Consider the following 24,632-nt stretch of genomic DNA (forward strand, 5'->3'; position numbering starts at 1 on the left):
TCTCCGCCAGGATTTCTTGATTGGATATTCTAAAACAGGATGAGAGGTTATGTCAAACGGAAGAAGAGAAATTGGAGTTCCCCCGATTTTTAACATTCCTTTGTATATCCGGCTATTGGTATTTCAAAACCCTCTCGGAAGACGAGCGGGCATGGTTTTCCCATTTCCTTTAGGGAAATGGGAAAGAGCGAGTCTGAGAGCGGGAGACGCTATTTCCTCGCAGGGGAAATAGACGGCGTTTTTGACAATACCAATAGCCGGATAGAAACTAAATGTCAATTCCACTTATCATTATGGGTAATTACTTGATAGTTATGCCATTACTAAAATATTGCCCTGATTTTTGGGGAATGTCCTGGAAGAAGAGAAAGACTTAAAGCTGATAAAAAGTAATCTTTGTTCCCGTGAAACAGGCCGGGTCTTTGGCAATATTAATGACCGGGTAAAAACGGTCTTTTAATAGCTGTTTCATCTTTTTCCATTCAGCATGGTCTAATTTACTGAGAGGATAAGGTCGAAACGTGTTTTGTCATTGTCAATACAATATGAGCAGCGAAGACCTGTTCTGATCCTCATATGTTTATTGCTCAAAAGAAAGCTTTCCAGAGGCAGTTCTATTCCGAAAGAACGGTATAAGAGTCTTTTCTCGTTGTCTTCTGTGAGTCCGTAGTCAAAGAAAAAACTGCCGTTAATTCTTTTGATGTAGAGGACCTTCCATATTGATAGATTTGTGTTCATAAGGGGGAAGGTGTAGTTGGCGGAAAACCTGTAGAAATTGTCAAGAATCCTCTCGTCACTCTCTATATATCCGCGGGGGAAGAAAACACTATTACTCCATCTGTACGTGTTGCTAAGCTTTTGTTCTTCAAGAGCCCCCTCGAAATGAAAGCTGTCGTGATCGAAAAGCCCCGGCAGAAATATTGTCGACCTTAAATTCAGCTTGTTACCCCGGTAGCTGCTTCCCACAGTGTGATTCAAAGAGACGATCAGGTTCTGCGCGAAGGAAGGATAGATGTCGTGAGGAGACTTCTGCTTTGAACGTGAAAAGAGAATATAATGATAGAGAGATTCAACCGAGTAGTCATAGTTTTCTGAATAATCGTATAATGAACGGTCTGAGATTTCTCTGTGTTCGGCGAATGAGCCGAAGCGAAGATGCCGGTAGTAAGTACCCCGGGACAGGTTCAGAGGAAAATAGACTCCGATTCTCCCTTCCGTTTCTTTCCATGTTCGAAAGTCATCTGAGTGTTCCAGAGGATCCGCTCTCTTTCCGTATTTACCCCCTATGCTGAACACGGGAAAACGGCCGGCGTAATCTAAGTTCAGGCTTATTGAGCCGGCATTCTTTCTGTAGTTATACCTGCACCCCAGAAGGGTTTGTGTTGTAAGCAGTACATCGTTAGAGAGCAGATTGAAAAATATATCTTCATTAGTCGTGTCGATAGATGGAATCAAGCTGTGGAAATTGAATGTGTGAAGAAGCGGATTGTATTTGCTGACCTTGTATTTCCGTTCTTCCGTCCTCTTTTTCTTACCGCCGGTGACAGATTTACTTATCGGTTTAAAGTAGCTTGATCTTCTGATCTTAACTTCATCGAGTGATTTCCATTTCGAAGGAGCCAGAGGGGAACTTACGATTTCATAACCCTTCGGGGTGTAGTCGCTGAAGTAGAGTTCTTTTTGATTCCCAGAAACTTCCGGGAAAAAGGCTCCATATGGTCTGGAAGTAACTTGAAATCTCTCCCCGGACTTAATTTCAACGGCATAGATATTGTTTATCCCCGAGTAGTCCGATTCATAGAGAATGTAACTTCTGTAAAAACAGGGTGATTTAATATGCTCTCCGGCGGTCGGCGGGATTATTGTCTTGATTATCCGCTTTTCGAGGTCGAATATTTTAAGAGAACTGCCTCTGTCTGTAAGATCGGTAAACGCGATTTTGGTTCCGCCGGTCGACCACGCCGGATCGAAAATGAATTCATTGGCGGGGACCCTATAAGATACTTCTGTTTCTCCCGTTAGCGTATCAATGATCTTTAAAAAGCACTTCCTTTCGGGCGTGAATTCAACTCCGGCTATCCGGCTGCCGTCAGCAGATAGAGCGCAGCTGGTGAATTTACCCTTTTGTGTGATCTGCTCTGTCTTTCCTCTGGCTGTATCCATAATAACTATGTCGGAATAGTTTCTGTACCTCCATCTTATATCAGGTGTTACAGTAAGCCAGGACAGCTTTCCTCCACCGGCGGATATTGACCTTTCATTGCTCATGAGAGGACGGTATGAAGAATTGTAGGGAAGCTCTCTTATGAATTTTTCTTTACCTGAAGGTGAAAAACGGACTACAGCGCAGTTATTGTCCGGGTCGGTTTTAATGGAGAGAATTCCGTTTTTAGTATATTGCGGACACAGATAGTGAGTCCACGGCTCCCGGCAGGGAGGACTTATTCTTTTAACCGGAGTGAACGCGAGGTCCGATTGTTGTTCTTCCCACATCACTTTTACTTCATCCATCGTGTCTTTATAGAGCTGCCTGATAGACCTTCCGGTTATATCAGACAGAGATTTATCGAATGTAGGATATATGACGTATTTACCTGTTTCGCCGAGAACTCTGTCCCATACATCCGCGCCGTATTCCCTGCAGGCGCGTGTTGTCATAAGATATCCGAGTTTGTAGGGGTCCGAGAAAATATACGGGTCGTCGTATGAACCGAGATAGTTTTCCTCGTAAGAAAGGCGCTTGCCGGAGAGTTCCTGGGCGCGCAGCCAAAGATCGAAAAAGGGAAGTCTGCCCCGCCCGCCGTTTGTAAAAATAGTTTCGGCAAGCACAGCGTCCCCTTCACTGAACCAGACGGGTATATACAAGAAATCGAAGGTCGCGGTGCCGATATCGCCGAGACCTAGAGACCATAATCTCTTGCCGGGCCCTGAACCCAGTTTTCTGTTTTGTACTATGTGGCGTCCTTCGTGAGATGCGAGAGTCTTGTACCATTCCGTGGCCGGAAAAGATGAAGGTGTGCTGTACCAGTGTGACATCAACGGAGCATAATTTACGTAGCCGTTTGAATCTGTTGACTGATTAATAAGCACTATCGGCACCGAACTGTATTCTGATTTCATTGTGAGATTATGGAGGCGGGCGAAGTGCTCCATCAGATTCGCTACGCGCTGCGCGTCCGCCTCTATCTCCGCTGGAAATATTATCTCAAAGTGTTCTGTCTTTATCTCTTTCCATTCTACTTCCGGCGGGGATTGCCCAAAGCCTCTGTCTGAACAAAAGAGAAGGAAGATCAGTATAATAACCGGAAGAATGGATCTTTTTATTCTTTTATCAGGTATCATGATATGGTTTTCTCTTTAAGCAGATCATTTCTGAAGATAGTAGACGATTTATCGCGTAAATCCAAACAGAATGTTCATTTGAAACTCCATCTGACCATTCTGTAAATGATGATCAGCAATTCTGCTGCCAATGTTCCGCCTTGTTTAATTAAGCGCGGAAGGTTACTCGAGCAAAAATTGAACGATTTTGTACATAAAAACCCCCCGGATGAGTTAACCTCTTGGTATAAAAACAAATTCCTCTATAACAGCATAATTGCTGTAAGGACTTTTAAATCAAAATAACTGGAACGCTCTTGATTGTCTTTTATTAGTATGGTATAAATTTGCTCGGCAGGGGAGAAGATATGGGTTTTGTACGGAAACTGTATAAGAACTTATTTATTTTATTAAAGTTGAATAAGCACCTTACTTAAAAGGAGATATTGAAAAAATATTCAAAGATAATATGTTGACAAGATAATCAAATATTAGTTTATGAGGAAACCGGATATACAATGATGGCGCGGACGCTTCGCGATTTAAAGAATGAATGGAGAATATTTAAATGAGATTTTGATAGCTGGAGGCGCTGTAGCGCCGCGCCATCGGGCTTGACAATCTGTGGCTTAGTTAGTACAATGTAATTACAGGAGGTGACATATATGAAGTCTAAGATTGTCAAGATAGGCAACTCCCAAGGAATAAGGATACCAAAACCTATTATAGAGCAGGTCGGGATAGAGCGGGATATCGAGATCATAGTTGAAGATAATCGCCTTGTTATAAGTCCGGCACAGAGGCCAAGGTCTGATTGGTTAGCGGCATTTCAGAAGATGGCAGAGCGTGGAGACGACAAGCTCCTTGATCTAGGAGAGATATCACCGACAAAATGGGATGAGGAGGAATGGGAGTGGAAGTAAATAGATTTGAGGTTTACCTGGTAAATCTGGATCCAACTGCTGGAAGTGAGATTAAGAAGACACGTCCGTGCTTGATTATTTCGCCCGACGAGATGAATCATAGTATTAGGACAGTTATTGTTGCTCCGCTTACTACAAAGGGCAGACCATATCCTACAAGGGTGTTATGCAAGTTTAAGGGTAAAAGCGGGCAAGTTGTTTTAGATCAAATCCGTACAATTGACAAGGAGAGACTGTTAAAGAAATTGGGGCGTTTAGATAAACGATCAGCATATGCAGTTCTGTCTGTACTTGCTGAGATATTTGCGCCCTAACTGCATAATGCAGCTGACGGTCCGTCCTGTCACGGCTCTGGCAGGGGTTGCGGCAGGCCGGCACCGGCTCGGCTTTTCGGTCAGAGACGCGCCGGGCCATCCCGCAGCTGATGCGAGGGATGTTATATGCAAGACAAACAGCTGGCGATTATGGATTTTGTGTAAAATAGGAGGTTAAAATGTTTCATGGAATGTACGGATACGGCTGGGGATGGATAATAGGCATTATTTTTTTTATAGCTGTAATCTGGATTATTGTAAGAATGGTAAGCCAGAACAATCAGTTACGGGGTAATAACAAAACTCCCCTTGACATTTTAAAGGAAAGATATGCCAAAGGGGAAATAGATAAACAAGAGTTCGAAGAACGAAAAAAAGATTTATAAAAAGGCTATGACATGAAAAATCATTCAGAACATAATCACAATGACCATAAACATCATGAGCATCGCTCTCACGATCATTCCGGCCATCATGCCATGATGATTAAAGATTTCCGAAAGCGGTTTTGGATTTCACTTTTGGTTACCCTGCCAATTTTGATACTTTCTCCCATGATACAGAACATTCTGGGATATATTATCAGTTTTGGTTATTCAGACTATGTGCTTTTTGCGTTATCGGCATTTGTTTATTTCTATGGGGGGTGGCCGTTCCTTACCGGTTTGGTTGTTGAACTGAAAAAGAAACAACCTGGAATGATGACTCTCATTGCCGTTGCCATAACTGTTGCTTTTGGTTACAGCTCAGCCACTACGTTTGGTTTGGAAGGTAAGAAATTCTTCTGGGAACTGGCAACTTTAATCGATATTATGCTCCTGGGGCACTGGATTGAAATGAAATCCGTTATGGGTGCCTCCCTTTCCTTGCAAAAACTAGTGGAGATGATGCCCGACGAAGCGCATTTGGTAAAAGACGGAGATACCAAAGATGTAAAAGTTGGGGAATTAGAAAAAGGTGATTTGGTGTTGGTGCGCCCCGGCGAAAAAATACCGGTGGATGGCATTATTACAGAGGGAGAAAGTTCCGTAAATGAATCAATGGTGACAGGGGAATCAAAACCGGTAAAAAAAGGCAAAGATAAAAAAGTCATTGGCGGAACAATCAACGGAAACGGTTCACTAAAAGTACAAGTACAACAAGTTGGCGAGGAAGCTTATCTGAGCAAGGTCATTGGTATGGTAAGAGAGGCTCAGGAAAAAAAATCAAAAACACAGCACCTTGCTGACAGAATTGCCTTTTGGTTAACCATTACCTCACTCACTGTGGGATTCGGTACACTTACTGTCTGGTTAATTATAGGTAAGCCATTTGTTTTTGCCCTTGAACGTATGGCCAGTGTAATGGTCATCACATGTCCCCATGCATTGGGGCTGGCCGTACCATTAGTCGTGGCTATATCAACATCTGTTTCTGCACAAAAAGGCTTGCTGATTAGAAATCGCACAGCCTTTGAAAATTCCAGAAAAATAAACCTGCTGGTATTCGATAAAACAGGCACCCTTACCAAGGGCAATTTTGTGGTAACCCGTTTCGGTTCATTGGTTAGCAATTATGAAGATAAGGAAATTCTGCGCATTGCAGGTGCACTGGAAGCCAAATCAGAACACCCCCTGGCTGCAGGTATCATGGATAAAATAAAAGATGAAAACATTAAAGTGCCCGATGCGGAAAACTTCACTGCCATCACCGGTAAAGGCATTGAGGCTGATGTTGAAAACAAAAAAGTGAAGGTGGTAAGCCCAAGATACATCAAGGAACAAAACATGGATATACCCGAAAAAGCTTACAAAAGCGAACAGGAAACTGTTGTTTTTCTGATAATTGATGAAGAATTGGCTGGTTTTATTGCCATGGCAGACGAAATTCGGCCGGAATCGTATGAGGCGATAAAAACATTGAAAAACAATGGCCTTAAAGTGTATATGATCACGGGCGACAATGAAAAAGTGGCCAAAAGCGTGAGCGATGAATTGGGGCTTGATGGATATTTTGCCGGAATATTGCCTGACCAGAAGCTTGAAAAAATAAAAGAATTTCAAAAAACCGGAAAGTTTGTTGCCATGACAGGTGACGGCATTAACGATGCCCCCGCACTGGCAACCGCCGATGTGGGCATTGCTGTGGGCTCAGGCACTGATATTGCCGCAGAAACAGCGGATATTATCCTGGTAAACAGCAACCCGAAAGATATTGCTTCGTTGGTAATTTTCGGAAAAGAAACCTACAAAAAAATGATACAGAACTTTGTCTGGGCAACTGGTTATAACGTGATTGCCATTCCGTTAGCCGCTGGAGTTCTGTATAGTAAAGGCATATTAATCAATCCAGCTATGGGTGCGGTATTAATGAGCTTGAGTACGGTTATTGTGGCTATCAATGCACAATTGTTAAAAAGAAAAATGAGCATAAATTAATAAGGGAGTATGTTATGAAGTATTATAAAGTGGACATACGTGCTCCTTTCTTAAAGGTACCCAAACCCAAATGAATCAGCGTCATTGCTTTTTTCTCCTTATTATAGTGGCTGTGTAAAATTTTTATGAATTCCGGCCAAACTACTTCATCTTTTTGCGGGCCATGATACATCCGCGCCGGAAATCGCAAACATTCATCCTTAAACGCCCGCGCCGTTCGAAAAGCCGAAACGAACCGCCGATATACAGCAAAAAGGTATCGTATACGTCCTTAAAATTATCGAGGTCAAGCATGATAAATGCGACATTCTTTTGATTCCTCTCGGCCTGTGCTAAGGCGATATCCGCGCGATCAGAGAAGAGCTTCCGGTTGGGAAGACCAGTCAGGGAATCGTGGTAAGCCATCTGCCGGATCTTCGCCTTAGCTTGCTTGCTTTCGGTAATATCCTGACAAAAACCAATAAATCTGTTATCAGTAATACTCGCCGCAACTAAATTAATCCAAAACTTCTCTCCGTTTTTCTTGCGTACAATATAATCGCTATTTTCATAACCCTCTGTTTTTAAATTTTTAAACAATGCCATTCCTTTATCTAAGAATTCCGGGGCAAGAAAGTCCGGGATGGTTAAATTCAACAGTTCTTCTTTTGTATACCCGGTCATCCGGCACGCTGCCGGGTTAACCTCAAGGTAACGACCTGTATTATCTGCCACAAAAATACCAAGAGGAGCTTTTTCCATGTAAGTTTTGAACTTGGCTTCGCTTTCCCGCAAAGCTTTCTCTACTTTATGGCGCTCTGTGATGTCGCGTACAACCGCATGAACAATCGGTTTGCCATCCAGTTCCATGGCAGTGAGCAGCACATCAGCCGGGAAGGTCTCGCCGGTGTCGTTTCTCTTGTGCATCCACTCAAAGTGAAAGCTGCCCTTTTCCACAGCTGTCGAAATCATCCGGTTGGCCAGCACCTGAGAGTCCGTTCCGTCAGGCTGCTCAACCGGCGACAAATCGGCGGGACTTTTTAATAAGAATTCCTCCCGGGTCCGGCATCCAAAGATCGAAAGGGCCGCTTTGTTGCAGTCGAAAAAGCCATTCTCATCAAGTAACATCACCGCATCGGTGACGGCATTGAACAGCTTTCGGAACTTCTTCTCCGAGTGGGCCAGCGCCTTCTCTGCACGCAAGTACTCTGCTTCAATTGCCTCCAGTTGCCTGATTCTTTCTTCTAAAGCGGTTATCTCTTTTACCTGTTTGTGATGGGTATTTGACTGATCGCTCATGTGCTCCCTCCTTTAAGGGAATTTGTAGAGCTGCGCGACGGGACAGTTTCTTCAGTTTTCTGGTCTATAGATAACCTATCGCCAAAATACCCGGGATTTCATCTGCCGGCAAAGGCCGGCTGAACAAGTAGCCCTGAATTTCGTCGCATCCCTGCTCCTGCAGGAAGGATAACTGATCTCCTGTTTCCACACCTTCGGCAATGGCCTTCATATTCAGGCCGTGCGCCATAACAATCATCGTCCTGACGATAGCCTGGTCTTTACTGTCGGAGGCCAGGCCGTCTATAAAGGACTTATCGATCTTCAAGAAATCCAGCGGCAGCTGTTTCAAATAGCTCAAGGATGAATGTCCCGTGCCGAAATCATCAATTGCAACTCCTATCCCTAGCGCTTTTAGTTCAGTCAAGATCTCAATAGCTCTTTCAGCGTCCTTCATAATAGTGCTTTCCGTTATTTCCAATCCCAGGCACTTCGGAGAAATCATCATATTTTGCAAGGCGGCCTTTATTATGCCTACCAGATCCTGTTTCTCAAATTGGAGGCTCGATACATTCAGGGCAACTTTGCTCTGCTTATAACCGGCCTTCTGCCATGCTTTAATTTGGGCGCAAACGGTGCGTATGACGAATTCTCCGATAGGCAGGATGAGACCGTTTGTTTCGGCTACGGGAATAAACTCCATCGGTGGAATCAAGCCCTTGCCGGGATGATTCCAGCGTATCAGCGCTTCCATCCCCGTAATTTTTCCAGTTGCCGCATCTACCTTCGGTTGATAGTAGAGTACAAGCTCATTTCGTTCCAGTGCCCTGTGCAGGTCGCTTTCCAGCGTCAAAAGTTCCTGAACAGCGGAATGCATTGATTTTGAATAAAAGTAAAAGGTGTTCGTACCTTTGGCCTTTGTGTGTCTCATGGCCTTTTCAGCGTTTACCAGAAGCTCGTCAACATCCGTTCCGTCATCAGGATACAGGGCAATGCCCATACTGGCGGTTATAAATACCTCGCGACCGTTTAAATCATAGGGTTTGGATATTTCCTCGAGTAATTGACTGACCGGTCTCACGGCGTCCTGGGCCTGGTTGAGATCATGGGCCAATACTATAAACTCGTCGCCGCCAGCCCGGGATATAACATTTCCTGTTTCTCCTTCGACTGCTCTGGCAACGAAGGCATTTTTGCGTAAAAAGCTGGTAAGCCTGCCGGCAACAGCCTTCAGCAGCAGATCTCCGGCGCCATGTCCGAGCGTATCGTTGATCCGGGTAAAATTATCCAACCCGATGTAAATAATGGCAAATATTTTGTTATGACGCCTGGAATGCGCGATTGATTCTTTTATAAGTTCTTTTAGAAACGTGCGATTTGGCAACTCGGTCAGCCTGTCATAATAAGCCATCAGGTGAATCTTTTCCGTCGCCTTCCTGATTTCCGTGAGGCTCTCAATGATCATCATGGCGTAAAGTATGTCACCCTCTTTGCCACGAATGGCAGAAGAGGTGGTATTAACCCAGACGATTCCGCCGTCCTTTCTGACATACCGCTTTTCAAAACGAACTACGGGACTGTGGCCTGCAAACAATTGTCTTGAAAGTTCCCTGCTCTTTTCTTTGTCATCCTCATGGGTTATGTCAGCAATGCGTTTACCGGCAAGTTCCTGTTGGGTATAACCCAGCAAATCACACAACATCTTATTCGCGGTAATAATTATGCCCTCCGGGTTTAGCAAACCCATCCCGAAAGGGCCTTCTTCAAAGATGCTTCTGAACCGCTGTTCGCTTACCCGTAATTCCTCCTCGGATTTCTTGCGCTTTGTGATATCAATGCAAGACGCTATAGTGCGATTGGTTCCGGGAATTATGTCCGCGGCCAGTAAAAGATTTCGCGTTTCACCGTAGCGGGTAATGAAACAAAACTCATACTGGTGTACTGCAGCATCCGGATTCTGGCGCCGTAAATAATGGTTTTTCTTCATCCAAACCATATCATCAGGGTGAACAAATTCGGTCCAGGATTTTTTCCCTTCAACCTCCTGCTTTGAATATCCGGAAAGTTCTTCGAAATAAGAGTTGGCATGGGAAATAATAGTGTCCACTTCAATAATGAACATGGCTGTGCCGGAGGTCTCGAATATAGCGCGGTAGTAGTTTTCAGACCGCCGCAGGGCTTCTTCGGACTGTTTGCGTGCGGTGATGTCACGGGCAATGCTGAGTATGCAGCTTTTACCCTCATAGTCGATTTTGCGGCTGCTTATCTCAACGGCAATTGTGCTGCCGTCTTTGCGCCGGTGAACCGATTCAAACACCAGGGAGCCCTGCTGATCAACATCCTGAAATCGTTGCGGCCCGCTGCCCGCATATTCACCGACATCAAGGTCCATGGGCGTCATGCGCAGAAGTTCCTCACGGCTGTAGCCAAGCCTTCTGCAGGCGACTTGGTTTACCTCCAAAAATTGCCCTGAGAGGTCGTGGATAAAAACAGCATCATTGTAACCGTGAAAAATTCCCCTGAATTTTTGCTCGCTATGCTTTAGCCGGGTTAGTGCGCGCATGTGCCTGATTATATTGGATAAAAACAGCATCATTCATTGGAACCCTGTAAAATTCCCCGAGTTTTTGCTCGCTATGCTGTAGCCACGCGTTAATTAATTAGATGATAGGATAAATAATCAAATAGTGCAAGGCGCAAAGCGGAAAAATCAGGCAAATGTGTTGCTGGTTCACAAATTGGCCGATTCGAGAAGTCCGCTGGCAACCGGCGAGGGCTCAGGTACAATATTGCAGATGTTGATTATGGCCTTAATACCAAAACTTGGGATGGAAAGACCTTATCCACGGTAGTATAGATAATCTCCTATACAAACATGCCGGGCTACATAAAATTTATCCGGATAAAAAAGAATTCATGTTCGTTAATCAGGCGATACTGTATCCGTATATCCTTTTAGCTGTTCGCGTATCTCCGAGGTGAACTTCTCCGGCGGCATTGGTTTATTTATGTAGAAACCCTGGAACTGGTCGCACGAATGGGTTCTAAGAAAATCGGCCTGTTCCTTCGACTCCACGCCTTCTGCGACCACCGTGAAACCCAGGCTTTTGCCCAGATCAATGAGAGCCGTAGTCAAGCTTTTGGTTTCGGTGTTAGGAATCATATTTTGAATGAACGAGCCGTCGATTTTAAGAGTGTTAAGCGGAAACTCCTTTAATTTGGACAGCGATGAGTAACCGATACCGAAATCATCTATTGCTACCCGCACTCTCATCTGTTTCAAATCCTTGAGAATCCGGATCGTCCCGTCCATGTCGTGCATGATAATAGCCTCGGTGATTTCCAGTTCGAGCAGCTCGGGTGCCATTCCGCTTTCCTGAAGCGCGTCCCCGACGTCCTTCAAGAAATCTTCATCAAAGAACTGCCGCTTGGAAATGTTCACGGCCATGCTCAATTTGGGAAAACCTTCGTTTTGCCATGCGAGGTTCTGACGGCAAGCGGTTTTGAAAACCCAGCGCCCGATAGGAACGATGAGCCCGTTTTCTTCTGCAAGGGGTATGAATTGCATAGGCGGAATTAACCCGAGATCGGGATGCTGCCAGCGCAGCAGCGCCTCTATGCCGGTAATGCGGCCAGTGGCCATGTCCTGCTTGCTCTGATAAAAAAGGCGGAACTCATTGTTCTCCAGCGCCTTGCGCAGACTCGATTCCAGGGTGAGGCGCTCCAGCGAGTCAGTGTTCAGTTTTTCGGAGTAGAACCGGAAGTTGTTCTTCCCTCCCTCTTTTACGTGATACATTGCGACATCGGCGCTTTTCATAAGTGTTTGTTCATCTTCACCATCGGCCGGAAACATGGCAATTCCGATACTTATTGTGATGCGAAACTCCTGCTCGGCAAGCGTAAAGGGCTTTGCGACTGCTGCCAGGATTTTTCCGGCAACTGTTGTCACCTGGGTTTCCTCAGTAATCTCGGGGAGCAGCATTATAAACTCGTCGCCTCCCAGCCGCGCGACGATATCGCTTTCCCGCAGGGACTCCCTGAGTCGTCTGCCCATCTTCTTGAGTAGCTCGTCGCCTGCCTCGTGGCCAAGCGAGTCGTTGATTGCTTTGAAGTGGTCGAGGTCTAAAAACATCAACGCCAGCCTTTTTTTATAACGGCGCGCGTGCTGCATTTGATGGTAAAGAAGCCGGCTGAAAAGCGCTCGGTTCGGCAGGCCTGTGAGATTGTCGTGATAGGCGAGATATTCGACGTTCCGCGCGTGTGCGGCCCGTTCTTCAATGGCGTTCGTGCGCGACTTCCGGAGCTGCCAGGTCAACCGGCCGAGCAGAACTCCGATAACGACCACCAGTATACTGACCAGACCGGCGCGCCGTATGTAGCGGCGCTGGATCCTGTCGGCGGGGGCGAGTTGTTCCGCTTCGGAAAGACCAACGACGATTGCCAGTTGGAATTCGTAAAGCTTTCTGGCGATGGTGTAGCGTCGAGTGTCGTCCCAGCGGTTTACAGTCACCTCGGCCGAATCATCGACGGGGGTGCTCTCCTGTACCAGCGCATTGTAGTTAATCGTTGTGCCCGCGGATATATCATTACCGGTGCGTCGTACCCGGAAAACGCCGTCGGTTCCCACCAGTCCGAGAACGCCGTGTTCTCCCAGCGCATCGGACTCATAGCCGCTGACAAAATAGCCGGCATGCACCGATACCGCCACGATCCCCGTGAACCGTTGTCCGGCCTCCCCGAAGCGTCTGCTGAAAGACAACCACCATTCATCTGACCCCCGGTAGTGCTGCGGCTGTCCGATTACCATATCCTCTTGCTCTTTCGCACGTTTAAAAAAATCCATGTTTGCCACGTTCTCGGGGATAGAAGAGCGATTTGTGCTATCGAGGATCTCTCCACGGGCATCAATTATGCTGACTGTGAAGACGATCTCGGGCGGCAGCAACTCTTCGGAGCGCAAATCTTCCAGGATCACCTGCGCGGGTTTGTCATCCAGTTGATAGCGGACCATCTTCAATGTGTGATCGATCTCGCGCAAAGCCCGCACGACCTGAGCTTCGTAGGTGTCAGCCACGTCCATGGTCATAGCCGCGGCAGTGCGATCAGCTGAGGCACGTTCTCTGGCGATGAGATTTAAAGTGACAGCCCAGATTACCGCCAGAAACAGAACGGTCATCACGATGGACAAAACGGGCGGCTCGATCAGCCGGTGAAACCAGCTCCGGCCGGCGGTGCTATCTATCTGCGGGACATCTTCGTTCGTTTGCTCGGTTACATCAATCAATTGGCACCACCCGCAAGCGTTCGTCCAAAAAATCGGGGGATAGGTATCCGATGGTATTGGGGTTTTCAGCCACTAACTCAGCCATAGCATCCCCGCTGGAAACGGTTGGCGGCGGCTGGCCGCGGCCGGTAAAGAGAAGTTTCGACCAGTGAGCCTTTATCTGCGACTGGGATCGTCCCAGGTATCTGCTGTAGAATTCGCCGCGCGTGGGCGAGCTTTCACTCAGATCGACGGGTTTCACTAAATTCCCGTTCGGAAAGCGGTTCATTCTGCCCAGGTAGATGTCTGTGAGCTGGGCGCGGGACAGGGTCTTGATCGGATTCTGCGAAGAGACCACTACCACCACCCTGGCGGCCTCGTCGGCGCGGACGGCGCTGGCCATGAGGCTTAAGAGATATATCCATGCAATCACTGTTATTCGTTTCATTTGCATCGGCAAACCAATCATCTCAAAATACAAAGTCGATCGCGGCGCTGAACAGGTTGACAGACCCCCCCGGCTCAAATCCCGGCTGTCTGTTGATAAGAACACCCGGTGATCCGTCTCCCAGATCAAGGTATTGGTACTGTACTTTCAGGTCCGCGTTCCGGATAAAATCCCAGCGTACACCCACGGATATGCTCTTTTGATTGGTTGCGGATCCCAGCATCTCGTTCAGCGCGGCATTGAGCGCTTCGGCCTGAGCGGCCTGCTCCGGCGAAAGGCCTGCCAGCGACAAACCCGGGTCCGAGGTGTCGCTGTAGGGTCGAGCTCGCGCCAGGGTCATATAGGGGGTAACCTCTCCGAAACGATACCCGCCGGTAATATACAAGCCTTCGATATCGCCAATAAAAGTACGGGTTTTCGCCAGCGCCCACTCGCCCATCACGAACCACTTGCCGGGGTCATAGCGCGAGCCGAAGCTCATGATTTCAAATCGCTTGCCGCCAATATCGTATCGGTCGGCAATTGCTTCGCCCTCCTCCCCGAATTGCCTGAACGCATCAAAGAACGGATCAAAATCTTTCATTGTAAGGCGGAAACTGCCATAACACGCAAACAGGGTTGCTGCGCCCCGTTCCAGAGTATTGCTCAGCACCACAACGTCGCGGGCGTTTGCCTCGCTTCCGTCGGGGATATTGACGTCCCTGGTGCCGTACAAGCCCCGCAGGGTATTGGTGAACCCATCGAAATGGAAACGGTAACTGAAGTCGATACCGTCAGCATTGGTAACGGGTATCATGTCATAGACTTCCTTGGGAGGACGGATCCATGGGGTCGCATACCTTACCTTGCGGTACTCGGAAACCATGAACGTCTGCTGTACCATGCGCCCGGCGCGTACGCTCAAATCCGGGGTGATGTCGAACTTGAGATTGGCCCACTCAACGAACGGCGTGTAGGTTTCGTCGTAACGCTGCTTGGAGACTACCTGCAGGATGCCGGTAAGCCGGGACGTGAGATTGGCGGTGAGCTGCAGTCCCAGCACGTTGTCTACTTCGGGGCTCCAGTCACGGGTGTAACCTGCCCCGTCGGGAGAGAACAAGTTTGAGGCGAAGTCCGCCTGGTCCTCGTCGGAACGGACCACTCCGAACGTACCGAAGCCGTTGAATGAAAAGTTAGGCGTTTCAGTAACCTGTGCACCCGCGGCGGTCACGCAGACGAGCATCACGGCCGCTGCAGCAATTATCAGTTTTCCCATCATCAGTCCTTGCGCAAAGTGTGCTTTACAAAAGCCAATCTTCATCCGCATGGCATGCCCTCTCAGACTGCTCCTTAAAGGGGCTTGAATTGGGAAGCTCCTTTATGTTTATTGGTTACTCAAAATCACACTCTAACATTAGAGAATAGACTCCGGTAATCTTTTATGTCAATAAAATTCTCAATCGCAAACACGACACTAATTTGCAAGCATTCTCCATTTGAAAACACTAATAACCCCGAACGACTCTGCAGTTCGTATCCCAAAAGGGCTTTTGCGCGCCTTGACTATGAACTTTTTACCTTGCCGTCCGAGACCGTAATAAGAGAATTCCTGCCCCGCGGAAGGTCATCGGGATTCTGTTTTCTCAGTGTGGAAGTACAAAGTGCTCCGAATTTAATTTTAAATTTATTATTGAACCTTGACAATGAATGTCAATAAAGGGTGAATGTTTCGCTTGTATAATATTGATATATAAGTAATAATTTAAATAGATTAGGAACTGAGTCGGGGGGGTAGGGGAAAAGAAATAGACGCGGCAGAAGATGCTCATCAGCAGAACAGAAAAACACCCGAATTCTCCGACTTTACTAAGCCACGGAAGGAGAACGCCATGAATATAATATGGTTTCTTTTGATCGGCGGGGTGGCCGGATGGCTCGCCGGCCTGATCATGAAGGGGAAGGGATTCGGAATCCTGGTAAACATCATAGTGGGTGTAATTGGAGGAATAATCGGAGGCTGGTTGTTCGGAGTGCTGGGTATCGGGGGAGAAAGTCTGATCTGGACTCTGGTTACCGCCCTGGTCGGAGCCGTTATACTTCTTTTCATAGTCAGTCTTTTTAAGAAAAAGGGAGTTGCCGAGTAACCGCTTCCGCCGCTGATCCACACCCCGTCAGGCAACATGGAGATCAGCTTAAATTCGAGCAGAAAGGAGGAAAGGCGAGATCAATGTAGCTGGTGCTGGTTGTTGCTTTGGCGGCAGTTGTGCTCCAGAAGCAAGCGTCCTGGCAAGTTCGTCTTCTCTGGCTGACCGGGGAAGTGCCAGGCATCATCCTGCTGCTCCTGACAGCAGCAGACCTTATCGTTAAGTGGCATAAAGGTGAAGTCATAATAAAGAATCTTCGGGAAAGATAAATTTCAATCCCTCGGTGAAGAAATTGCCAGAGGGAATCATTCTACTTGCAGGTGGGGGCATTCCCTACTCTCTTGGAGTAGCATTCTTTTCGGCATCAGGTTATAAATACAATCATCTGGAATAGCATATATTCGTTTTAATAGGAACCACTTGTCATATATTGGCAGCTATAAATCATGCTACCTAATTCCAATTATACGGAGGTTCAAGAATAAGTAGTCGGAGCCCGGTGTGCTCCGACTACTTCAAAAGCACCATCTTCCTGGTCCGCGGGATATCTCCGGCGATCAAGTGGTAAAAGTAGACACTACTTGTCGCCGAACCTGGCGGATGCATCCTCGAAGATTCTCTGGGCCTTTTGCAAGGCGGCTTCGAGCGCGGGTTTGGCCTCTTTCCGCCAAATGTCTCCGCTCGCCTCTTTCGCCTCCGCAAGTCTTGCTCTTGAATCAGCCAGCGCGTCCGACATCTGATACCTGGTATTCTGGAACTCGGCCTGCGCCGCGTCGCCGACTGGCGATGATTTTGCCAGAAGTTCCTGCCATTCCTTTTCGATCCTTTCAACAGTCTTCCGGGCGGCTATGAGGTCTTTCTCTTTCGACTGTGTCAGAAACTCTCCTGTGGCCTGCATGGCATCGTCGACCGCGTCGCCGGTGGTCTTCGCGGCGCCGCCTACAGCATCGCCCGTTTTCTGCATGGCATCGCCGACCGCGTCGCCGGTGGTTTTCGCGGCGCCGCCTACAGCATCGCCCGTTTTCTGCATGGCATCGTCGACTGCTTCGCCGGCGGTTTTTGCTTTCTCGGACGGAGTTTTATCACCGCATGCCGACAGACCCATTGCCAACATGAAAAGTGCAAGGAATAAAGCCAACGTTCTGCCCCTGGTGTATTTCGTATTTTTGAATATCATCATAACCTCCTTGTTTCAAACATCCTGCAGGGGGTTCCCCGGCATTTAAAATTAATTCATGCCTTCCTGATTCATCGCCGCATTCTTCAACTTATCGTTAGCGAAAACGGCGACCTCAACTCGACGGTTCAGCTGACGGCCGTATTCCGAACTGTTGGAAGCTATAGGGTTTGTCTCGCCCAGTCCGATTATGCTTATCCTCGAGCTCGGAATGCCGAGACCCATTAAATAGTTGGCAACGGCCCGCGCGCGGCGCTCGGATAATTGCTGGTTATATTCGTCCTTGCCGGTGTTGTCCGTATCGCCTTCGACGAGGATGTTCGTGTCGGGATATTTGTTCAAGATTTTGGCGAGTTTCTCGATGTTGATTTTCGCCTGAGGCTGCAGGTCCGATTTGTTTATGTCGAAAAGAAGGCCCGAATCAAATGTGATTTTGATTCCTTCGCCGATGCGTTCTATCCTCGCGCCCTCGAGATCCGCTCTCATTTCCTCGGCCCGCTTGTCCATCTCGTTGCCGATCATAACCCCGGCCGCTCCTCCGACTGACGCACCGATGATTGCGCCGAGAGCGGTGTTTCCCGTAGCATGTCCTATGGCACCCCCGACAGCCCCTCCGGCGCCGGCGCCGATCAACCCGCCAGTGGCTTTTTTATTCCAGGAACACCCGGGGTTGACGGCGAAGAGCACCATTACGATTAATAACAGAATTGATATCTTTTTCATTGTAATCACTCCTTAAGTACAGATTATCTGTCGATAAAACAATCGGGCCTCCCACCGCCTATAGCCGGCTTTCAACCCGTCCGATTTATACTTATTTACTGAACAACCTATTCCACCAGGATTTCCTTTCCGGCTGTTGTATTCTTGCCGTGTGACGTTCGTCGATTTCCTTGTAGATCGAAACCGCGAGGTCATCGCCTGTCTCGCCGGCGTTCATCTTCCTTTCTATGAATTGATTGAGTCGCTCATAATCGGTATTCTTGTCTGCGCCGTACGACATGGCACGGGTAATTTTTTCGATTTCATTTCCCCGCATCTCTCTGTTAATCGCCTTGTTCACGGCCGATTCGATATGTGTCAGAGGCACACCCTCGCGCGCCGTCCTCTCAATCGAAATAGTCGCTCTTTCCTCGTCTTCGCGAGTCATTCCCTTTCTTGTCCGGATCCGTTCGAGAATCCTGGTTTTAGACTGCTCCAGGTTGTGTTGCCAATCCGCTTTCTTTTGCGAATCCCAATCTGCGGATCCGGGGGGATAACTGTGTGCGATTTCGAGCTCCCGTTCCTTCATCCTCCCTGGAGGCACTCCGGCTCCTCCCCACCCCGTTTTGTTGCCATGCGACCATCCCGGAGGGTTCCCGTCTGGCCAATCCGACATTTCCCTGGCGGATATTCCGCGTGGTTTGTATTTGTTCTTATTGGTCTTCGCGGCTTTGGGGGTGTCCGTCGTCCTGCCGGTACCCCTGTTTTCTTTACCGACCAATTGCTCATTCTTCTTCCTTTCTTTGCGGCTTGTGTTCTTCGCCTGCCCTTTTCCCTGGGCATGCGCGGCCGCAAAGCCGGTTAGCAGCCAGATGGCTGCGACCCCGGACACTAATAGTTCGAAGCCTTTCATCCTTTTCATTATCTTTTCCTCCTTTCAGAATTTATCAGAATACGACCCTCGCTCCAGTTCATTCACTTTTGCCCTTAAATTTTCTTCAATTCGACCCGGCGGTTTTTCGCCCTTCCTTCCGCCGTTTTGTTATCCGCTATCGGTTTCGTTTCTCCGTATCCTCTGGCTGTCAGCTGCGATGCCGGGACGCCTTTGTTGACGAGGTAGTCGCGCACAGCTTTCGCCCGCTGTTCTGACAGATTCATATTGTATTTCTCGTTGCCGGCTGAATCGGTATACCCGCCCACTTCGACTTTCACTTCAGGGTGCTTCAGCAGACTCGCCGCAACACGGTCGAGTATCTGTCTGGAATCGGCGGTGAGAGCCGACTTGTCGAACTCGAATTTAACTCCCTCAAGGATCACGGGTTTTTCCGGAGTCGGGATGTATTCCTCGGCCGAACTCTTTATGGAAACGGATTTCTCCTGTGTGTTATTCTTCGAATCGGTGACCGTCAGCAAGGCCGTATAGTCCCCCTCCGTCTGATAGACATGGTTTGGATTCCGTTCCCTGCTCGTGTTCCCGTCTCCGAAATCCCACGCGAACTTGTAGTTCGGACAACCTCCGGTGGCGGAACCTGCAAACTCCACCGAAAGAGGAGCTGTCCCGCTCGTTGGATTCCCGGACGCAGTAACAACAAGCTTCGGACACTCGACCGTTACATAAACACTGTTTTCAGCGGCTGTATTTTTGGAATCCGTGACCGTAAGCGAGGCCGAACAGTCTCCCTCCGAATAATAGGTATGGCTGGGATTCTTTTCGTTGCTCGTGCTTCCGTCTCCGAAGTTCCACGCGTACGTGTAGTCCGGGCACCCTCCTCTGTGGGAACCGTCAAACTGCACTGTCAGCGGAGCCTGTCCGCTGGTGGGAATTCCCGATGCGGTGCAATAAAGCGGCGGACACTCTTTCCCGCCGAAATAGAAGGTCACGCCGGCAAACGCTTCGGCTATGCCTCGGGGCAGATCTAACTGATCAGTGCCCGTCCCAACAATGTCTCTCTCATCCCTGAAGTTGGTCAGGAGATGGGACAGGTAACGAAACTTTGCTCCTAATTCCAAAGAAAGCCATTCGGTGGGAAAATATTCCAATCCCGCTCCCACCATGAAATAAATTTCCTGGTCTTTTAAATAGTAACAGCTTGAGTCACTGGTAAAGGGAGGGACGCCGGTGCCGAGCAGGGAAGGGTCGGCCGAAATCAAGGTGTTCCAGTCTTTATCGGCCCATTTCCATTTATAGACACCCGAACCGCCGAAGATGTAGGGAGACCATTTTTTCTCCGGCATGAAATGATATTCGGCCACCACCCCAACCAGAAAAGCGCGCTGCCGGGGCCCGTCGGTCACGTTGTCAAAGGTCAATCCGGCTCCGTCCTGCATCCTTGAGCCTACGCTCAAGTCGGCCAGGTAGGTCTGCATGATCTGCCCTTCCAGGCCAAGAGTAAACTTACTGGTCAGACCATACTTCAGTCCGAGGTTAATCCCTTTGCCCAAGGTCCACATGTCGGAGTGGTCGGTAATACCGAGCTTATATATCAGGCCGTGAACGCCCACTCCCCACTTTCCGTTTTGATCCATAGCTTGCGCCGGGCCGGCCACCAAAGCCGCCAATACCGACCATATACAGATCGCCGTTAGTGTTAATATATATCTCTTCTTGTTCATTCTCTCACCACCATGGTTTCGATTTTCAAGAATACTTTCCACCGTCGTTTTAAACAGCACGACTTTATTCCGCCCTTACGGTCTGGTAACCGCATTGTCGTCCAGGGTAACCGCGCCATTCCTCGCAAACACTCTGCCATCCAGAGTCGCGCCGGTCTCCAGTGTAACTGCGTCAAGGGCCAGTATGTTTCCCTTAAAGGCCGAAGTTGTTCCAAGGGTCACTGCGCTGCCTGCCTGCCAATAGACGTTATCGGCCTGAGCGTTGCCTGCCAGAATGACCTGTCGGCCGGACGTCACGGTAAGATCGGACGCAATCTGGAAGATGAAAACAGCATTCGCGTCGCCCCCGGCGTCGAGAGTGAGATCCCCTGACGATATCGCAAGCGTAGAGCTGGATGTATAGGTGCCCGGGGGAAGGGTTTGCCCGCCTATGTTTCCGGCAACGGTTGCACCCGGCGGCTGCCCCTCTATGTAGAGATACGAGGTGGTCAAGCACAATTTGGCCGCGTTTGCCTCAGTATCATTGATGTGCAAGGTCCCGGTGTAGGTTCCCGGAGGAAATCCGGTTATCGCCGTACCCGGGCTCAACCCGATATCTCCGGTAATCTCCGTACCGCCGGTGTTGGTAATCGTCGTGCCGGCCAGAGTTGCAAAATCGGCCGCGCACCCGAGGATGGAGCTCGCGTCTGGAGGAATCCCTGGTGTTATGACGGTATCGGCGGGTGTTGAGCGTGCGCTCGCGTTTTGCGAACAGTCCAGGGCCTCAACGGTGTAGACATACGTCATGCCGGGAATAAGACCGGTGTCCCGGAAGCTGGTGTATCTTGTGTTGCCGATCAGAAAGGACCCTCTGTAGACATTATACGAACACACCACCAGGTTGTCGGTTGAAGCAGTCCAGGTAATTTCTACAGTGGTTGGGTCCACTTGCGTGTGCGTCACGTCGGTCGGTTGACTGGGAGCGATAAATTCCGGCTCGACGCTGTTGTCCGAACATCCCGCCAGCCCGGTTAGCGTTCCAAAAGCCAAAAAAGATAATGCCAAAGCGAAAAAAGCGCAACGAGCTGAAAACTTTTTCATTTCTCCTCCTTTACTCGATTGCCCGATCGGGGGGCGCCGCGCCAAAGAATACGGCGGGGGCCCCCCGATCGTTGTTCCGATCAGTCGCTAATTTTTCTTCAATTCGACCCGGCGGTTTTTCGCCCTTCCTTCCGCCGTTTTGTTATCCGCTATCGGTTTCGTTTCTCCGTATCCTCTGGCTGTCAGCTGCGATGCCGGGACGCCTTTGTTGACGAGGTAGTCGCGCACAGCTTTCGCCCGCTGTTCTGACAGATTCATATTGTATTTCTCGTTGCCGGCTGAATCGGTATACCCGCCCACTTCGACTTTCACTTCAGGGTACTTCAGCAGACTCGCCGCAACACGGTCGAGTATCTGTCTGGAATCGGCGGTGAGAGCCGACTTGTCGAACTCGAATTTAACTCCCTCAAGGATCACGGGTTTTTCCGGAGTCGGGATGTATTCCTCGGCCGAACTCTTTATGGAAACGGATTTCTCCTGTGTGTTATTCTTCGAATCGGTGACCGTCAGCAAGGCCGTATAGTCCCCCTCCGTCTGATAGACATGGTTTGGATTCCGTTCCCTGCTCGTGTTCCCGTCTCCGAAATTCCACTCGAACGTGTAGTTCGGACAACCTCCGGTGGCGGAACCTGCAAACTCCACCGAAAGAGGAGCTGTCCCGCTCGTTGGATTCCCGGACGCGGTAACAACAAGCTTCGAACACTCGACTGTTACATAAACACTGTTTTCAGCGGCTGTATTTTTGGAATCCGTGACCGTAAGCGAGGCCGAATAGTCTCCCTCAGAATAATAGGTATGGCTGGGATTCTTTTCGTTGCTCGTGCTTCCGTCTCCGAAGTTCCACGCGTACGTGTAGTCCGGGCACCCCCCTCTGTGGGAACCGTCAAACTGGACTGTCAGCGGAGCCTGTCCGCTAATGGGATTTCCAGATGAGGTGCAAATAAGGGGCGGGCACTCTTCCCCGCCGAAATAGAAGGTCATGCCTGTGTACAGTTCGACGATCCCTTTGGGCAGATCAAGCTGGCCCGGATCTGATCCAACGATGTCCTGATCGTCCGTAAAATCGCTTAGAAGGTGTGTCAAATAACGAAACTTGGCTCCAACCTCAAAAGAGAGTGACTGTGAGGCGAAAAGCTCCAACCCGGCTCCGCCCATAAGGTACAGTTCCTGGTCCTTTAATTCGTAAGTGTTCCCGGCTTTATCCGTCTGGGGCAAATTCGCATCGACGAGAGCGGGATCGTCGGAAAACAAGGTGTTCCCGTCTTTGTCGGCCCATTTCCAGAAGTAAATCCCGGGCCCGGCAAAAAGTACAGGCGACACTCTCTTGTCCGCCATGAAACGATATTCTGCAAACAGTCCTGCCACATAGGCGCGCTGCCGGGGCCCGTCGGTCACATTGTCAAAGGTCAATCTGGCTCCGTCCTGCATCCTCGAGCCTGTGCTCAAGTCGGCCAGGTAGGTTTGCATCCAGCTCCCTTCAAGGCCGATTGCGAATTTGGGGGTTAACCCGTACTTCAAGTCGGCGCCGGCGAGCCATCCCGGCGTCCAGAGATCGGAGTGATCGGTCAGGACAAGTTTGTAGGCTCCGCCGTACAGGCCTAATCCCACTTTTCCGTCCATGCCCTCTCCATGCAGCGGTTGGATCGGCAAAACCAAAACTGCCAGTACAACCATCGCGCTCAATAACCAAAAATATTTTTTCATCATATTTCCTTTTGTTATAAAAAATGCCGTTCAATACCCCTCAAAAATTTATGATAATTCCCCGAATTAAGTGCCGAAACAGCAAAACCATGTTTTCCAGTAAGACACGAACAAAAGAGCTCCGCCGGCAAGAACCGCCGCCACTCCGGCCCAGAGAGGGACATTGACGGCGTTCTTTTCCTGAATCGAAATCTCCAGCATGCCCAAATTGGCTTCGTGGTTCTCTCTGGCGTAGACAAACCTGCCATATACGAGGCCGATGATACCGGCGATAATCAAGAGAATTGCGACTATCTTTATAGTAGTACTCATGAATTCACTTCCGCTTTAACCGCGCGAGCGCCGGCTCTGGAGAAACCGAACGACCAGCACCACGAGCGCGATAACCAGAAGAACATGAATTACTCCGCCGAATGTGTTCGCGGTAATAAGCCCCACCAACCACAGAACCAAAAGAATTATTCCTATTATCCAAAGCATTTCCAAACCACCTCTTTCAATCATTCAAACAGGTTAACCATTATCCTGCTTTATTAAAAGGGCACCCCGCTCAATACTCCCCGGCGATCCTGACGGATCACGCAATTAGGATAATAATGATTACTATAAGGAGTGCCGTGACGACGCCGATAGTTATCGATTTGTCGGCCTGTTCCATATCCTGGACGACATAATCGGAGAAGGCGTCAAGCTGGGCGTCGGGAACCCTGGTGAATCCATTGGCGCCCGCCAGCTCGTCCTGCTTCTCCTTCAGGCTGGTTTTGGTCCGGTCTATGCCCGCTCGGTCCGATTCCGACACGATCGATGAATTCCGGATCTTGTCAAGAGCCGCCGACATATTCTGAATCTTTAAGCTCAGGATATCGCGCTTCTGCGACGGGTCGTCCGTCGCCTTCACCTTAACCGCGGCGTCATTGAAGTAGTTTTGAATCTTGCCCTGCCCGAAGGCCGTTCCGGCCAAGAGGAGGATACTCATCATCAGGACTGTACATAGTACATGCCGTTTTAACATTTCTGTTCCTTTCGTGGTGTATTATAAAAGTGGTATATTAAAAAATACTCCCTCTGTTATTTATCCGCACCGCAACAATCCATTCCGCCTCCTTTCCAATAATTGTCCGGCGCTTCCTATCTATTAAAAATATACTCGGAAATGGGACGCGGGTAAATCGATCCGGAGGATGAAAAAGGAGCTAGTCCTGATGGATGAGATGGATACATCTCGTGACGGAGTATCAATGATCCGGACCGTTTGAAGTGAATGGGTAAGTTCCGTCAAGCAGAGACAGC

The 24,632-nt window shown here is 48.8% G+C and carries 22 protein-coding genes; 6 read left to right on the top strand and 16 right to left on the bottom strand.

Going from position 1 to position 24,632, the window contains the following annotated elements; all coding sequences use genetic code 11:
• Positions 1–123: 123 nt before the first annotated feature.
• Entirely contained in the window at positions 124–285 is a 162-nt protein-coding gene (locus U5O15_00550; GenBank protein MDZ7859152.1) for a hypothetical protein, read from the bottom strand.
• Between the two features lie 207 nt (positions 286–492).
• Positions 493–3,342: a hypothetical protein gene (locus U5O15_00555; GenBank protein MDZ7859153.1), complete on the bottom strand. Its 2,850-nt coding sequence runs from the start codon at positions 3,340–3,342 to the stop codon at positions 493–495.
• Between the two features lie 644 nt (positions 3,343–3,986).
• On the opposite strand from U5O15_00555, the gene U5O15_00560 reads away from it, so the two are divergent.
• The 4 genes from U5O15_00560 (at position 3,987) to U5O15_00575 (ending at position 6,975) form a co-directional block, all read left to right on the top strand.
• Positions 3,987–4,244 (top strand): AbrB/MazE/SpoVT family DNA-binding domain-containing protein, encoded by a 258-nt coding sequence (locus U5O15_00560; GenBank protein ID MDZ7859154.1) that lies wholly within the window; start codon positions 3,987–3,989, stop codon positions 4,242–4,244.
• On the top strand, positions 4,229–4,558 hold the full coding sequence (locus U5O15_00565; protein MDZ7859155.1) for a type II toxin-antitoxin system PemK/MazF family toxin: 330 nt from the start codon (positions 4,229–4,231) through the stop codon (positions 4,556–4,558). The genes U5O15_00560 and U5O15_00565 overlap by 16 nt, the downstream gene beginning before the upstream one ends.
• Positions 4,559–4,737: 179 nt before the next feature.
• A complete protein-coding gene (locus tag U5O15_00570) occupies positions 4,738–4,944 on the top strand; it encodes an SHOCT domain-containing protein (protein ID MDZ7859156.1) in 207 nt (68 codons plus the stop codon).
• A 12-nt stretch (positions 4,945–4,956) separates the two neighbouring features.
• The gene (locus U5O15_00575) at positions 4,957–6,975 is read left to right on the top strand and encodes a copper-translocating P-type ATPase (GenBank protein MDZ7859157.1); all 2,019 of its coding nucleotides are present in this window, start codon (positions 4,957–4,959) and stop codon (positions 6,973–6,975) included.
• A gap of 141 nt (positions 6,976–7,116) precedes the next feature.
• Here the strand turns inward: U5O15_00575 and U5O15_00580 are convergent, their stop codons facing one another.
• From U5O15_00580 to U5O15_00600, 5 genes are all read right to left on the bottom strand, one after another.
• Positions 7,117–8,253: a PAS domain S-box protein gene (locus tag U5O15_00580; GenBank protein ID MDZ7859158.1), complete on the bottom strand. Its 1,137-nt coding sequence runs from the start codon at positions 8,251–8,253 to the stop codon at positions 7,117–7,119.
• A gap of 64 nt (positions 8,254–8,317) precedes the next feature.
• On the bottom strand, positions 8,318–10,828 hold the full coding sequence (locus tag U5O15_00585) for a PAS domain S-box protein (protein MDZ7859159.1): 2,511 nt from the start codon (positions 10,826–10,828) through the stop codon (positions 8,318–8,320).
• A gap of 327 nt (positions 10,829–11,155) precedes the next feature.
• The gene (locus U5O15_00590) at positions 11,156–13,516 is read right to left on the bottom strand and encodes an EAL domain-containing protein (protein MDZ7859160.1); all 2,361 of its coding nucleotides are present in this window, start codon (positions 13,514–13,516) and stop codon (positions 11,156–11,158) included.
• The gene (locus tag U5O15_00595) at positions 13,509–13,943 is read right to left on the bottom strand and encodes a phosphate ABC transporter substrate-binding protein (protein ID MDZ7859161.1); all 435 of its coding nucleotides are present in this window, start codon (positions 13,941–13,943) and stop codon (positions 13,509–13,511) included. Before U5O15_00595 ends, U5O15_00590 begins: the two co-directional genes overlap by 8 nt.
• A 22-nt stretch (positions 13,944–13,965) precedes the next feature.
• A complete protein-coding gene (locus tag U5O15_00600; GenBank protein MDZ7859162.1) occupies positions 13,966–15,249 on the bottom strand; it encodes a porin in 1,284 nt (427 codons plus the stop codon).
• A 562-nt stretch (positions 15,250–15,811) separates the two neighbouring features.
• On the opposite strand from U5O15_00600, the gene U5O15_00605 reads away from it, so the two are divergent.
• Complete coding sequence (locus U5O15_00605) at positions 15,812–16,066, top strand: GlsB/YeaQ/YmgE family stress response membrane protein (GenBank protein ID MDZ7859163.1); 255 nt, start codon at positions 15,812–15,814, stop codon at positions 16,064–16,066.
• A gap of 119 nt (positions 16,067–16,185) precedes the next feature.
• Positions 16,186–16,335 carry a hypothetical protein gene (locus U5O15_00610; GenBank protein MDZ7859164.1) on the top strand — a complete coding sequence of 50 codons (150 nt, stop codon included), beginning with the start codon at positions 16,186–16,188 and terminating at the stop codon, positions 16,333–16,335.
• Between the two features lie 308 nt (positions 16,336–16,643).
• On the opposite strand, the gene U5O15_00615 is transcribed toward U5O15_00610, so the two are convergent.
• The 9 genes from U5O15_00615 to U5O15_00655 all read right to left on the bottom strand — a co-directional run bounded on the left by U5O15_00615 (position 16,644) and on the right by U5O15_00655 (position 24,321).
• Positions 16,644–17,243 carry a hypothetical protein gene (locus U5O15_00615; protein ID MDZ7859165.1) on the bottom strand — a complete coding sequence of 200 codons (600 nt, stop codon included), beginning with the start codon at positions 17,241–17,243 and terminating at the stop codon, positions 16,644–16,646.
• Between the two features lie 51 nt (positions 17,244–17,294).
• Positions 17,295–17,966 carry an OmpA family protein gene (locus tag U5O15_00620; protein MDZ7859166.1) on the bottom strand — a complete coding sequence of 224 codons (672 nt, stop codon included), beginning with the start codon at positions 17,964–17,966 and terminating at the stop codon, positions 17,295–17,297.
• A gap of 91 nt (positions 17,967–18,057) precedes the next feature.
• Positions 18,058–18,867, bottom strand: a complete 810-nt coding sequence (locus tag U5O15_00625; GenBank protein ID MDZ7859167.1) for a hypothetical protein — start codon at positions 18,865–18,867, stop codon at positions 18,058–18,060.
• 65 nt (positions 18,868–18,932) lie between these two features.
• Positions 18,933–20,600, bottom strand: a complete 1,668-nt coding sequence (locus U5O15_00630) for a PKD domain-containing protein (protein MDZ7859168.1) — start codon at positions 20,598–20,600, stop codon at positions 18,933–18,935.
• 33 nt (positions 20,601–20,633) lie between these two features.
• Positions 20,634–21,638 (bottom strand): ice-binding family protein, encoded by a 1,005-nt coding sequence (locus tag U5O15_00635; protein ID MDZ7859169.1) that lies wholly within the window; start codon positions 21,636–21,638, stop codon positions 20,634–20,636.
• An 87-nt stretch (positions 21,639–21,725) separates the two neighbouring features.
• Positions 21,726–23,342 (bottom strand): PKD domain-containing protein, encoded by a 1,617-nt coding sequence (locus tag U5O15_00640; GenBank protein MDZ7859170.1) that lies wholly within the window; start codon positions 23,340–23,342, stop codon positions 21,726–21,728.
• Positions 23,343–23,408: 66 nt separating this feature from the next.
• Positions 23,409–23,654 carry a hypothetical protein gene (locus U5O15_00645; GenBank protein MDZ7859171.1) on the bottom strand — a complete coding sequence of 82 codons (246 nt, stop codon included), beginning with the start codon at positions 23,652–23,654 and terminating at the stop codon, positions 23,409–23,411.
• 15 nt (positions 23,655–23,669) lie between these two features.
• Positions 23,670–23,822 (bottom strand): lmo0937 family membrane protein, encoded by a 153-nt coding sequence (locus tag U5O15_00650; GenBank protein MDZ7859172.1) that lies wholly within the window; start codon positions 23,820–23,822, stop codon positions 23,670–23,672.
• A 97-nt stretch (positions 23,823–23,919) separates the two neighbouring features.
• Positions 23,920–24,321, bottom strand: coding sequence for a hypothetical protein (locus U5O15_00655; GenBank protein MDZ7859173.1), 402 nt, complete (start codon positions 24,319–24,321; stop codon positions 23,920–23,922).
• Between the last annotated feature and the right edge of the window lie 311 nt (positions 24,322–24,632).

The organism is Candidatus Krumholzibacteriota bacterium, assembly GCA_034520215.1.
Taxonomy (GTDB): domain Bacteria; phylum Krumholzibacteriota; class Krumholzibacteriia; order Krumholzibacteriales; family WJIX01; genus JAGHBT01.